The sequence below is a fragment of the Kitasatospora sp. NPDC090308 genome, from assembly GCF_044769485.1.
Lineage (GTDB): Bacteria > Actinomycetota > Actinomycetes > Streptomycetales > Streptomycetaceae > Kitasatospora > Kitasatospora fiedleri.
The window spans coordinates 231867-245390 of sequence record NZ_JBIVXY010000004.1; the positions used below are offsets into that span (position 1 = coordinate 231867).

Sequence of the window (13524 nt, forward strand, 5' to 3'; positions counted from 1 at the left end):
GAAGCGGTCGGTGCTGCGGGGGTCGGTCGGTGCTGCGGGGGTCGGTCGGTGCTGCGGGGTCGGTGCTGCCGGGTCGGTGCTGCCGGGTCGGTGCTGCCGGGTCGGTCAGGGCGCCCAGGGGGCGTCGACGGACCAGGTGGTGTCGGCGACGAACGAGGGGGTGTTGCCGTCCCACGGGTTGCCGCCGCCGTAGGTGGCGATCCACACCTGGGAGTCGAAGTGGCGCAGGTAGCGGTCGGGGTAGTTGTAGGCGGTGAGGCGGACGCCGCCGGTGCCGGGCCGGGCGCAGAAGGTGGCGTCGGCGCGGAAGAGGGCGTCGCTGCCGGCCTCGCGGTAGACCCGGCTGTCGCGGTGGCGCAGGTACTGGCCGGGGTAGTTGCGCGACTCGAAGGAGTAGCAGGCGGGGTCGGCCAGGCCGGTGACGACCTTCCAGGTGGCGTCGGCCTTGAGCAGCGCGCTGCTGGCGGCGTCGACGTGCTCGGTGTTGGCGAGGCCGTCGTAGTGGCGCAGGTAGCGGTCGGTGCAGCAGGCGGTGGTGGCGCGCAGCGACTTGTCCTGGCCGGTGGGCAGGGTGGGGTTGGCGGGGGTGGTGCGGGAGGCCGCGATCAGGGCGAGGTTGGCGGCCCGGACCCGGGCGGCGTCCACCTTGACCACCTGGCGGTCGTAGCTGAGCAGGCCGTTGGCCTCGTTCTCGACGTCGGTGATCTCGGTGTAGACGGAGGCGGAGAGCCCGGCGGGCATCTGGCCGGTGCGCAGGCTGTCGAGCAGGTTGACGAGGCGGTCGTTGAGGGCGGCCGCGCTGGGCTGGTCCTCGTAGCTGAAGCCGCCGCCGGGGTACCACTCGTGGCCGGCCACCCGCAGGCCGAGACCGCCGTACTCGCCGAGGACGGCGGCCCGGGTGGCGGTGGGGGTGGTGGCGCCGGGGCCGACGTAGACGTGGTTGTCGACCACGTCGCCGTTGCCGCCGTCGACGGCGCCGCAGCAGTTGACGCCGCTCATGTTGTCGACCAGCCGGGAGGGGTCGTACGCCTTGACGTCGGCGGCGATCCGGGCCTGGTCGTACTGGCCCCAGCCCTCGTTCTCGTCGACCCACTGGATCAGCGCGGGCGAGCTGCGGTGCTGGTCGATGATCCGGTGGTACTCGGCCTCCCACTGGGTGCGGGCGGCGGCGTCGGGGGTGCGGGTGTCCATCGCGGGCATGTCCTGCCAGACCAGCAGGCCGAGCCGGTCGGCCCAGTAGAACCAGCGCTGCGGCTCGACCTTGATGTGCTTGCGGACCAGGTTGAAGCCGAGGTCCTTGTGCGCCTGGAGGTCGGACTTCAGGGCGTCGTCGGTGGGGGCGGTGTAGATGCCGTCGGGCCAGTAGCCCTGGTCGAGGGTGCCGGTCTGGAAGACGAACTTCCCGTTCAGGACCGGGCGTTGGACGCCGTTGACGGTGGCGACGGCGATCGAGCGGATGCCGGTGTAGCTGCCGACGGAGTCGACGGTGGTGGTGCCGGACAGCAGGTCGGCGCGGACGTCGTAGAGGAACGGGTCCTCGGGGGTCCACAGGTGGGCGCCGGGGACGGGCACGGTGATCGGCGCGCCGGCCTGGCCGGTGGCGGTGCCGACCACGGTGCCGCCGGTGGAGACGGTGACCCGCACGCTCTGGCCGGTGGCGCCGTCGGCGAGGGCGGTGGCCCGGACGGTGCCGGCGGCGGGGTCGGGCACCAGGTCGAGGCGGCTGAGGTGGGCGGCGGCCACGGGCTCCAGCCAGACGGTCTGCCAGATCCCGGACGCGGCGGTGTAGAAGATGCCGCCGCCGGAGTGCGGCAGGACGCCGTTGGTGTTGCGCTGCTTGCCGACCGCGCCGCCGCCGGTCTGGGTCGGGTCCCAGACCGAGACCACGACGGTGTTGGTGCCGCCGTTGAGGTAGGGGGTGATGTCGTAGCCGAAGGCGTCGTAGCCGCCGCTGTGCACGGCGCCGACCTGGGTGCCGTTGACCCGGACGGTGGTCTGCCAGTCGGAGGCGCCGAAGTTGAGCAGGACGCGGCGGCCGGACCAACCTGCCGGGACGGTGAAGGTGCGCTTGTACCAGAGCCGGTCGTTCTGGGTGATCTGCCGCTGGATGCCGGAGAGCGCGGACTCGGCGACGAACGGCACGCGGATCTGCTCGCCGAAGGTCGCGGGCTGGCCGGCGCCGGCCGGGGTGACGGCGAAGTCCCAGATGCCGTTGAGGTTGAGCCAGTCGGGGCGGGTGAGCTGCGGGCGCGGGTACTCCGGCAGCGGGTGGTCGACGGAGACCTGGCCGGTCCACGGGGTGGTCATCGGCGGCGACTTGGGCGTCCAGGCGGCGGCCCGGGCCGGGGCCTGCCCGGCCGCCAGCAGGAGGGCGGCGGCGGTCACGAGGACGGCGAGCAGGGCGGCCGTCCGGCTGCGGAGCGCGGCTGCGGCTGCTGCGGCGGGGGGCGGTCGGTGCATCGGTGCTCCTCCAACGAAGGGGTGGGGAAGGGCGGTGCGGGGTTGCGGTGGTGCGGAGTGCGGCGGAGTCAGCGCAGCTGCCAGAGGTGGTCGGCGGTGCCGCTGTCAGCGAACTGCACCACCCGGGCGCTGTCGGCGGTCGACATGCCGTCCACGCCCAGCACCTTGCCCGAGTTGCGGTTGCGCAGCCGGAACCAGCCGTCGCCGTTGTCGACCAGGCGCCACTGGTGGTCGGCGGTGCCGTTGTCCGCGAACTGCACCACCCGGGCGCTGTCCGCCGTCGACATGCCGTCCACGCCCAGCACCTTGCCCGAGTTGACGTTGCGGATGCGGAACCAGCCGTCGGCGTCGGCGAGGAAGGTCCACAGGTGGTCGGCGGTGCCGCTGTCGGCGAACTGCACCACCTGCGCGCTGTCCGCGGTCGACATGCCGTCCACGCCCAGCACCTTGCCCGAGTTGCGGTTCTGGACCCGCACCTGGCCGTCGGGCTGGAGCTGCCACAGGTGGTCGGCGGTGCCGCTGTCGGCGAACTGCACCACCTGCGCGCTGTCGGCGGTCGACATGCCGTCCACGCCCAGCACCTTGCCGGAGTTGCGGTTGCGCAGCCGGAACCAGCCGTCACCGTTGTCGACCAGCTGCCACAGGTGGTCGGCGGTGCCGTTGTCCGCGAACTGCACCACCCGGGCGCTGTCGGCCGTCGACATGCCGTCCACGCCCAGCACCTTGCCGGAGTTGACGTTGCGGATCCGCAGCCAGCCGTCGCCGTTGTCGACCAGCTGCCACAGGTGGTCGGCCGTCCCGCTGTCCGCGAACTGCACCACCCGCGCGCTGTCCGCCGTCGACATGCCGTCCACGCCCAGCACCTTGCCCGAGTTGCGGTTGCGCAGCCGGAACGAGGCGCCGCCGGTGGTCCAGGGCGTGCCGTTCGGGGAGGTGGTGGGGAAGGCGGAGATCCGCAGCCGGGCCGCGCCCATCGGGATGAGGGTGACGGTCTCGACGGGCGCGGTGCTGCGGGCGGGGCTGTTCTGCAGCGGGGTGACCACGTGCTGGCCGTCGGCCTGCCACTCGGGGATGCGGCGGGCGGGCACGGTGATCCGCACCGGGGTGCCGGCCTGGGTGAAGGGGTTGGCTGGCAGCGGTCCCCCGGCGGCGGTGAAGGCGGGGCTCCCGGCGTCCAGTGCGAGGCCGTAGTTCCAGGGCGTGGTGGCGTGCACGGCGTACTCGGGGAAGGCGGCGGTGCCGGCGTACTGCTGGTAGTTCTCGCCGATCCGCAGCGAGTACGTCAGCGGGCCGTGGTCGACCGAGACGCTGCCGCGGTTGGCGGCCCAGGTGCGGACGGTGGTGCGCTGCGGCAGGCGCAGCACGACGGTGTCGCCGTCGCGCCAGGTCCGGCGGACGACGGTGTACGCCGGTCCGGCGGGGGCGCTGACGGCGGCGCCGTTGACGGTGAGGGCGGGCGCGGCGCACCAGCCGGGGACGCGCAGGTAGAGCGGGAAGTCCAGCGGCTCGGGGGTGCTCAGGCGCAGGGTGACGGTCTCGGCGAACGGGTAGTCGGTGGTCTCGGTGAAGGTGACCGCCGTGCCGTCGGCGACCTTGGCGGTGACCGAGCAGGCGGCGTACATGGCGGCGGCGAGTCCGTTGTCGGGGGTGGCGAGCCAGAGTTCCTCCAGGAAGTAGGGCCAGCCCATGCCGTAGTTGTGCGGGCAGCAGCGGTACTGGTCGACGCCGGGCATGAACGCCTGCATGGCGAAGCCGTTCTGGAACTGGCCCTGGCTCTTGGGGGTGTTGTCGAGGTCGACGCTGTTGGCGCTGGTGATGTAGTGCACGGCCCGGCCGGCCGGGTCGAGCGCGGCGGGCAGCGAGTTGAAGGCGAGGTCCTCGCAGCGGTCGGCCCAGAGCGGGTCGCCGGTGATCCGGTTCAGCAGCTGGTGGCTGGCCATGAACTCGACGACGCCGCAGGTCTCGAAGCCCTGGCGCGGGTCGCCGAAGCCGGGCCGGGCGTTCTCGTCGCCCGCGAAGCCGCCGCCGGGGAACTGGCCGTACCGCGCCATCACGGTGTCGTAGGTGCGGTACGCCGAGCCGGTCAGGGTGGCGGACGGGGAGCGCAGTGCGTACTGGGCGGGTTCGCGGAAGCCCTGCGCGATGTTGACGTTGTGCAGGCTGGGCAGGTTGTCGGTCCAGTTCGCGCCGTAGGTGTGGATCTTGTCGGCCAGGGACAGCAGGAAGGCGTCGCCGGTGCGGTTGTAGAGCCAGAAGACGCTGTCCAGCGCGTCGCCCCAGCGCACCGAGACCCAGCTGCTGTTGAACGCGCCGGGGCCCTGGGCGTTCATGTAGCGGAAGAAGGCGCTGAGCAGCGGGATGATCCGGGTGTCGCCGCTGTACTCCTGCCAGCTGCGCAGCGCCCAGGTGAGCGGCAGGAACGGCCAGAAGTCCGGTCCGCCGTTGAGCGAGGTGCGCAGGGCGGTCGGCCCGAAGAAGCCGTCGGACTGCCGGGTGGCGACGATGGCGTCGATCCAGCGGCGGGCGGTGGCGAGGGCGGTGGCGTCGCGGGTGGCGACGGCCAGGTCGACGTAGCCGCGCAGCCAGTACGGGACTTCCTCCCAGCCGACCCGGTCGGGGTGGGTCCAGCCGCTGGTGTTCAGGTCGAGGAAGTGCGAGAGCTGGTCGTAGCGGCCGCACAGGCCGGCGAGTTGGAGCCGGAGCTGGCCGTCGAGCCAGCCGGCCGCGGTGATGCTGCCGGGCGGCAGGCGCAGGAACGCGACGGGGGCCAGCGGCGCCGCGTTGGGGAAGTAGAGGCCGCCCGGGGCGGGGGCGACCGTCGCGGCGGCGGCCGTCGCGGCGGGGGCGGGCCGGGCGGGGGTGGCGAGTGCGTCGGCCGGTGCGGGCAACGAGAGGCCGGCGCCGACGGCGGCGGCGCTGCCGACGAACTGCCTGCGGTTCATGGGCATGACATTCTCCTCCCGAGGAGAATTCCAACGTTAGAAACCTGGGGGCAACGGCATGACAGCATGCGGCGGGAGCGGTGTCCAGTGCTCCGGCAGGGATCGTCGCGGATCAATTCCCATGATCAGCGGCGGCAGCGGGCGGCTCACCGGAAAGGCCGGAGGGCCGCCGACGGGCACCGACGCACCCTTGCCGACGACCCTCAGGCTCTGTATAACGTTGTAAAACCCGGCGGCGACCGGGTGCCACGACCCGCCCGCACCCGTGGGCGGGAGACCGGCTCCCCCGCCGCCGGGGCACCGGACCGGTCAGCGCCTCCCCGAGCGGCGTCGGGAAGGCGCTGGCCACCTCCGGTCCGCGGGGGGAGGCAGCCCCCGCGACGTCAGGACCGGCTCAGCCGTAGGCGTTGAACTCGGCGATCGACCACCAGGAGGTGGACGCCCCGGTCTGCACCACCTTCACGTACCGGGCGTTCTGCGCCGGGAAGTCCACCGTCACCAGCGCCCCCGTCCCGCTGCCCGACGCCACCGCCGAACCCCACGACACCCCGTCCGAGGACAGGAACACCTGGTAGCCCCGCGCGTAGTCGTTCGCACTGCCACCGGAGTCCATCGTGATCCGCGCCAGCGACCGCACCGCACCGGTGTCCACCGTCACCGACTGCCCCGCCGCCATCGGCGCGCCCGACGACCAGCGCGAACCAGCCACCCCGTCCAGCATGTTCGCCGGAACGTCGCCCCCGCCCGTCGAGGACGCCGACGCCGACCACCCCGTCCGCGACAGCAGGGTCAGACCGCCGCCGCCGGAACTCCCGCCGCTGGTGTAGGCGTTGAACTCGGCGATCGACCACCAGGAGGTGGACGCCCCGGTCTGCACCACCTTCACGTACCGGGCGTTCTGCGCCGGGAAGTCCACCGTCACCAGCGCCCCCGTGCCACTGCCCGACGCCACCGCCGAACCCCACGACACGCCGTCCGAGGACAGGAACACCTGGTAGCCGCGCGCGTAGTCGTTCGCGCTACCGCCCGAGTCCATCGTGATCCGCGCCAGCGACCGCACCGCACCGGTGTCCACCGTCACCGACTGCCCCGCCGCCATCGGCGCGCCCGACGACCAGCGCGAACCAGCCACCCCGTCCAGCATGTTCGCCGGAACGTCGCCCCCGCCCGTCGAGGACGCCGACGCCGACCACCCCGTCCGCGGCAGCAGGGTCAGACCGCCGCCGGTGCCGCCGCCGGTGACGGTGGTCTGACCGGTGAGGCGCAGGTCGCGGGAGGAGGAGCCGACGGAGACGGTGTGGGTGCCGGGGGCGGTCGTCCAGGAGCCCGCCCAGTACTGGAAGCTGCGGGCGTCCAGGGTCAGCGCGACGTGCTCGGTCCGGCCGGGGTCGAGGGTGACCTTCCGGAAGCCGCGCAGGCTCTTCGGCGGCTCGCCGCTGGCGGCGGGCTGGCCGACGTAGACCTGGGCGACCTCGGAGCCGGCCCGGGTGCCGGTGTTGGTGACGTCGAAGCCGACGGCCACGTCGCCCGCGGCGTCCGGCGCGGAGACGGTGAGGCCGGAGTAGCCGAAGGTGGTGTAGGAGAGGCCGTACCCGAAGGGGTAGAGCGGCTCCTTGTTCTTCGCGTCGTACCAGCGGTAGCCGACGTTCACGCCCTCCGAGTACTGCACGCTGCCGTTCTGGCCGGGCCACTGCGCGGTGCTCGCGGCGGGCACGTCGGCGAGCGACTTCGGGAAGGTCACCGGCAGCTTGCCGGAGAAGTTGACGTCCCCGTAGAGCAGCGCGGCGATCGCCGAGCCCGCCTCCTGCCCCGGGTACCAGTTGGCCACGATGCCCTGCACCGCGCCGGCCCAGGGCATGGTGACCGCGGAGCCGCTGTTGACGACCACGACGGTGTGCGGGTTGACGGCGGCCACGTCCGCGACGAGCTGGTTCTGCGCGGCCGACAGGTCGATGTCGCGCAGGTCGGAGCCCTCGGACTGGAAGTCGCTGACGAAGACGAGCGCGAGCTCGGAGTTCCGGGCCGCCGTCACGGCCTGGTCGTGGGCGCTCTGGCCGGGCACCGACCAGCCGAGCGTGGCGTTGCTGCCGCCGCCGGCCTGGTAGTAGTCGACCTCGACGCTCACCGGCTGACCGGCCGTCAGGGTGATGCTGCCGGTGCGGGTGGTCGGGCCCTGGTTGTACCAGTTGTTGATGACCTGCTGCCCGTTGACGAGCAGTCGGCTGCCGTCGTCGCTGTTCAGCGAGAACTGGTAGCTGCCGCTGGCGGGCGGGGTCAGCGTGCCGGTCCACTTCACCGACCAGTTGGTGGCGTTGACCCCGGCGGCGGGCGACTGGCCGCCCCAGACCGTGTCGACGCCCGCGTCGACCCGGCTGGCCACCACCGGCCCGGAGAGGTCGGTGCTGTTGTGGTACTCGCCGTACAGGCCGCTGCCGCTGCCGGAGGACGGCTTGAGCGCGGTGGCCGGGACCGGCGGCAGCGAGCCGTCGGCGGACGGCCCGCCCTGGGCGAACGTCACCGTGGTCCCGGCCCCGGCGCGGGCCTTGATGCCCTGGTAGGGCGTCACCACGTGCGGGGCGTTGACGGCGGCGCTGCCGCCGCCCTGGGTCATCACCCCGGCCCCGGCGTCCTCGCCGATCACCGCGATCGACTTCACCGACGGCGCCACCGGCAGCACCGAGGCACTGTTCTTCAGCAGGACGCTGCCCTCCTGCGCGACCCGCTGCGCGACGGCGGCGTTCGCGGCGGTGGTGACGACCGCGTCCCGGTTGCCGTTCTGCGCCCGGTCGAAGAGCCCGCGGCGGAACATCGACACCAGCACCCGGCGGACGTGGTCGTCGACGGTCGCCTGCGACACCTGGCCCGCGCCGACGGCGTTGGTCAGCGCGCTGCCGTAGTAGTCGCTGCCGGGCATCTCCACGTCCAGGCCGTTGTTGGCCGAGGCCACGGTGGAGTGGGTGGCGCCCCAGTCCGCGGTGACGAACCCCTTGAAGCCGAGGTCGCCCTTGAGCACGCCGTTCAGCAGCGGCCCGTTCTCGCAGGCGAAGGCGCCGTTGACGGCCGAGTACGAGCACATCGCGGAGTCGACGCCCTGCCGGACGGCGGCCTCGAACGCGGGCAGGTAGATCTCCCGCTCGGCGCGGTCGGAGACCACCGCGTTGTCGGCGAGCGAGTTGCGGTTGGTCTCCTGGTTGTAGACCGCGAAGTGCTTCACCTGCGCCATCGGGCCCTGGCTCTGGATGCCCGCGATGTCGGCGGCGCCGATCTGCCCGGCCAGGTACGGGTCCTCGCCGAACGACTCGAAGGCCCGGCCCCAGCGCGGGTCGCGGACGATGTTGACCGTCGGGGCGAGCACCACGTTCGTGCCCTTGCCCCACTGCTCGGCGCCGAGCACCTGGCCGTACGCGCGCATCAGGTCCGGGTCCCAGCTGGCCGCCCCGGCCACCGGGGCCGCCAGCTGCGTCACCCCGGTCAGGCCGTCACCGGCGCCCACCGGTCCGTCCTGGAAGTGCAGCGCGGGGATGCCGAGTCGGGTGTTGGCCGGGATGCAGCCCGCGTAGCCGCAGGACGGCCCGCCGTGCAGCATGGTCAGCTTCTCGGTCTGGGTCATCGCGGCGAGCAGTTCGTCGGCGCGCTGGTCCGGGGTCTGGGACGCGTTGGTCCACGGCTGGTCGGCGGCCCGCGCCGCCGGACTGCCGAAGGCGGCGAGGGCCCCGGCCACCAGCAGGGCGGCGAGGGGCCCGGCGAGGGCTGGTCGGTGATCGGAACGGCGCACGACGGCTCCAGTCGGCGGTGGGGGACGCGAGCCGGCGGCTCGCGGGGTGGGGTGGGCCACGGCGGCAAGAAGAGAGAGCGCTCTCCCGGATTCTCCTGACCCCCACCTGAACCTGTCAAGGGATCACACCTGTTCCTGTGCGCCACATCCGGGCCTTCGCGCACCCACGTCCCGGGCGGAGGAGCCGCGATCGAAACCGCTTTGAACGCCATCCCCCTCCATATCCGGAGAGCGCTCTCCAAGGTTTCCCGACCCGAACGGCGTCGGCCCCCGAGACCGCGATCGGGTCTCGGGGGCCGGTGCGAGGGGGCGCGCAACCCGGCGGCGTCCTGCTTCCTCCGCCGGGGGCTACCGGGTTCAGCCGGTCTGGATCGCGGTGTCGTCGATCACGAAGCTGGTCTGCAGCGAGGAGTCCTCGACCGCGTTGAACTTCACCGTGACGCTCTGACCGGCGTAGGCCGACAGGTCGGCGGTCTTCTGCGCGTAGCCGGTGGCCTTGTTGAGGTTCGAGTACGAGGCCACCGTGGTGCCGTTCACCGTGACGGTCAGCTTGTCGTACGCGGTGGTGCCGGTCTCCGCGGTGTCGACGTGCAGCCAGTAGCTCAGGGTCGCCTTGCAACCGGCCGGGATGGTGACGGTCTGCGAGAGGCTGTCGGTGTGGGCGGAGCCGTAGCCGTCCAGCCAGGCCTTCCAGGAACCGCCGTGGGCGGCCTGCGAGGTGGAGTTGTTGACCACGCCGGAGCTGGCGGCCCAGGGGCCGGCGGTGCCGGTCTCGAAGCCGGGGTTGCCGAGCAGCTGGGCCGGGGTGCAGGAGCCCTGGGTGGCGGTGACCGTCCAGGAGAAGGTGGTGGAGGCGGTCTTGTTGGCCGCGTCCTTGACGGTGACGGTCACCGAGGAGCCGCCCGCGGCGGTGGGCGTCCCGCTGATCAGGCCGGTGGAGGCGTTGATCGACAGGCCGGCCGGCAGGCCGGTGGCCGAGTAGGTCAGCGGCGCGGTGCCGCCGCCGGCCGTGATCTGGAGGCCGACCGCGCCGCCGACCGCGGTGGACTGGTTGCCCGGGTTGGTCACCGACACGGCGGCGCCGGCCGGCTTGGTCAGCAGGCAGCCGCTGACGTTCAGGTCGATGACCCGGCCGGTGCCCAGGCAGGTGGTGAACCAGTAGGTCTCCTCACCGTAGCTCTGGCCCTTGGTGACGGTCGTGGTGCCGTCCGCGGCCACCTCGCACGGGTTGTTCAGGGTGCACGTCGCGCCGTCGTCGTTGCCGGTGTTGTTGATGCCGACGATCTTCCGGCTGGCGGCGTCGACGATCGGCGAACCGGACGTGCCGTGCGTGGTGTTGCACCCGGCGCTGTAGCGCAGCGAGTCGTGCCAGGTCCACTGGTCCTCGCGCAGGGTCGGGACGAACCCGTTGATCGAGCAGTTCCACACCTGCTTCCAGTACGAGGAGGGTATGTACATCGAGGACCCGTCGACCGGGTGGGTGTCGCTGATCGTCAGCGCCGTCGCCCCGTATTTGGAGGTGATCGAGGCGAAGGTGTCGGTGAGCTGGTAGAGCGCGACGTCGGTGCCGGTCATCGTCGCGTACAGCACCTTGTCCGCCTGGACGGTGCCGAGCGAGGTGCCGGCGGAGTTGAGCAGCGTGCCGCTGCGGCTGGCGCTCGCGTTCTGGATGACCTGACCCGCCGTCGGCATGGTCGGCAGGCAGTGGCCGTTGGTCAGCATCAGCGCCCGGTCGGTCTCCACCGAGCTCGGGTAACGGACCAGCGAGGCGGAGCAGTTGCTCAGCGCGATGGTGGAGGTCAGATCGCCCGCCTGAACGGCCTGCGCGGGAGCGGCACCGAAGGTCAGGGCGCCCGCGACGACCGTGCCCGCGCCCAGCGCGGCGGCGAATCTCTTGAACATGGCTCTCCTTGTGGGGGATTGCAGACGTGCGACCGGTCGGCGCACGCCCGCGCCGCACGAAAATGCCATGCCCGCTTCAACTTGGTCAACCATGCCGCCGGAACCCGCGGCCGAAATCGCCCCCGGCCGCTCCGGCCGGTCACCCGGCCCGCGCGGTCACCCGGTCCGTACGGTCATCCGGCCCGTACGGTCACCAGGCGACCGGGAGTTGCTCGACGCCGTAGACCGTCGAGCCCCGGCGGAACCGGAGGGCCGTTTCGGGGACGGCGAGCCGGAGGGCGGGGAAGCGGCGCAGCAGGGCCGGCAGGGCGATCCTCAGCTCCAGCCGGGCCAGTTGCTGGCCCAGGCACTGGTGGACGCCGAAGCCGAAGGAGAGTTGGGCGACCGGGCGGCGGTGGACGTCGAGTTCGTCGGGGCGTTCGGGGACGAGGGCGGGGTCGCGGTTCGCGGTCAGCGGGGAGAGCAGCACGTGCTCGCCGGCGGCGATCCGCTGGCCGTTGACCTCGACGTCGGTCACGGCGGTGCGCAGCAGCGGGGCGGGGATGGCGAGGTGGCGCAGGAGTTCCTCGACGGCCGGGCCGGTGGTCGCGGGGTCGTCGCGGAGGGCGGCGAGCTGGTCCGGGTGGCGGAGCAGGGCCAGCACGCTCAGCGCGAGCATGGTCGCCGTGGTCTCGTGTCCGCCGACCAGGAGGGTGGTGCCGAATCCGACGAGTTCGTCGTCGGTGAGTTCGGCGCCGTGCTGCCGCACCACCGCGCCCAGCACGCCGTGGCCCGGGGCGGCCCGGTGGCGGGCGACGGTGTCGGCCATGGCGGCGTTCAGTTCGGCCGACGCGGCCACCAGCCGGTCGGCTCCGGCCGTCCCGTCCATGATCACCTGTGCGCAGCGCTGGAACACCGACCGCGTCCCGTACGGGACGTCGAGCAGTTCGCAGATCACCAGGGAGGGGACGGGCAGGGCGAACGCCTCGACCAGGTCGACGACGGGGCCGTGTTCGGCCATGGCGTCGAGGTGGGCGGCGACCGTCTCCCGGATCGCCGGCCGCAGCCGTTCGACCTGGCGGACGGTGAAGCTGCCGGTGAGCATGCGGCGCAGGCGGGCGTGTTCCGGTCCGCTGTAGGCGGGCAGGAAGCCGGGGTGGTTGAACAGGGTGCGCGGCAGTTCCGGGTCGATGCCGTCGCCCGTCACCAGGCGTTCGTCGGCGAAGGCGGCCCGGACGTCCTCGTACCGGGTGAGGACGGCGGCCTCGATCTCCCCGCGCACCGGGTGGACGACGCGCAGGCGCGGCAGGCCGCTCTCCCCGCGCAGGCGCAGCAGGTCGGGTGACGGGTCGAAGGGGCGGCGGCGGTCCCGTTCGGAGGCCACGAAGGAAGCCGGGCGCTGGTCGGACACGGTGCGTGCTCCTCGGTTGGGTCGGCCCCGGGAGGGCCGTCTCGTCGTGCTGGCGGGTGCCCGCGCTACCCGTGGTAGCGGGTGGAGGCGTGGTGCCAGTCGTGGGCGCCGCGGACGGTGGTCTGCAGCGCCTCGGTGCAGTAGCGGCGCAGCAGTTCGCGTTCGGCCGGGTCGAGGTGGCCGGTCGCCGCCGGGTCGAGCAGGGCGCGCTGGGCGGCGGTGAAGAGGTCCAGCGCCTCGGCGCGGCGGCGGCGGGTGCGCGCCAGGGCTTCCGGCCGGGAGAGGCCGTGTTCGCGTTCCAGGCAGAGCACGAGGTTGTTCGGCTCCCCCAGGGCCGCGTCCTTGTCCAGCGAGACGAGGTCGTTGTCGCAGATGACGAACGTCCTGGCCATCTCGCGCATGACCGACAGGTGCGGCAGCGTGTACAGGTGGTCCGGCAGGACGCACGAGGAGAGCCGCTCGGCGAGGTCGATGACCGGTGCCACGCCGATGGTGTGGCGCCGCACCCGCAGGTAGGTGCTCAGCGGCATCGGGACGCCGTCCCGGCGGCTGCGCGCCTCGTGGACGTGGTGGTCCAGGTAGGAGGACCAGTGGGCGGCCGACCTCCGGCGCCAGTCCTCGGGCATGCCCCGGCAGCTGCGCCGCCGCATGTCGGCGAAGGCGGCGGCCAGCGGCAGCGGGGACGCCTCGCCGGTGACGCCCTCCTTGACGAGTCCGACCAGGTGCCGGACCCGGTCGGGCGACCGGCCCCACCGCTCGTCGAGGGCGTCGTCGAACAGGAAGTACCAGCTCTGCTGGTCGACGCCCAGGTCCAGTTCGGCTCCGGTCGCGTTCGGGTAGAACATGGCCGCGATCAGCGGGAACTGGCCCTTGAGGTGGTGGGACTCCTCCGCTTCCGAGGCGAGGAACCCGAAGGACTTCGGCCAGCCGAGGTGGCGGTCGTGGGCGGCGCGCAGGTCGGGGCTGGTCCGGCCGGGGAAGGGGAGGGCGAGGGGCGCCGGGGCCGGGTGCCGGGGGGCGTCGGCGGGCGCGGTCGTCTCTGCCGTCGGTGTCAT

Annotated in this window: 5 protein-coding genes and 2 pseudogenes; all 7 read right to left on the reverse strand. The window is 72.9% G+C overall.

The genetic code is table 11. The features are described 5' to 3' along the window. Window positions 1-105 precede the first annotated feature (105 nt). The gene (locus ACIQVD_RS11615; protein WP_402288101.1) at window positions 106-2460 is read right to left on the reverse strand and encodes an AbfB domain-containing protein; all 2355 of its coding nucleotides are present in this window, start codon (window positions 2458-2460) and stop codon (window positions 106-108) included. A 68-nt stretch (window positions 2461-2528) separates the two neighbouring features. Beyond that, entirely contained in the window at window positions 2529-5408 is a 2880-nt protein-coding gene (locus ACIQVD_RS11620) for an RICIN domain-containing protein (RefSeq protein WP_402288104.1), read from the reverse strand. Window positions 5409-5796: 388 nt separating this feature from the next. Beyond that, window positions 5797-9177, reverse strand: a complete 3381-nt coding sequence (locus ACIQVD_RS11625) for a glycoside hydrolase family 3 C-terminal domain-containing protein (protein WP_402288107.1) — start codon at window positions 9175-9177, stop codon at window positions 5797-5799. Window positions 9178-9534: 357 nt separating this feature from the next. Beyond that, window positions 9535-10260: pseudogene (locus ACIQVD_RS11630) on the reverse strand (putative Ig domain-containing protein); the annotation flags it as partial. Window positions 10261-10461: 201 nt separating this feature from the next. Further along, window positions 10462-11172 (reverse strand): annotated as a pseudogene (locus ACIQVD_RS11635) (serine protease); the annotation flags it as partial. A gap of 97 nt (window positions 11173-11269) precedes the next feature. Next, complete coding sequence (locus ACIQVD_RS11640) at window positions 11270-12469, reverse strand: cytochrome P450 (RefSeq protein WP_400685113.1); 1200 nt, start codon at window positions 12467-12469, stop codon at window positions 11270-11272. A 65-nt stretch (window positions 12470-12534) separates the two neighbouring features. Next, window positions 12535-13524, reverse strand: a complete 990-nt coding sequence (locus ACIQVD_RS11645; RefSeq protein WP_402288109.1) for a pentalenene synthase — start codon at window positions 13522-13524, stop codon at window positions 12535-12537.

Excerpts from the sequence above, each read along its gene's own strand:
- ACIQVD_RS11615 (WP_402288101.1), bottom strand. The coding sequence starts at position 2,460 with ATGCACCGACCGCCCCCCGCCGCAGCAGCCGCAGCCGCGCTCCGCAGC.
- ACIQVD_RS11620 (WP_402288104.1), bottom strand. The coding sequence starts at position 5,408 with ATGCCCATGAACCGCAGGCAGTTCGTCGGCAGCGCCGCCGCCGTCGGC.
- ACIQVD_RS11645 (WP_402288109.1), bottom strand. The coding sequence starts at position 13,524 with ATGACACCGACGGCAGAGACGACCGCGCCCGCCGACGCCCCCCGGCAC.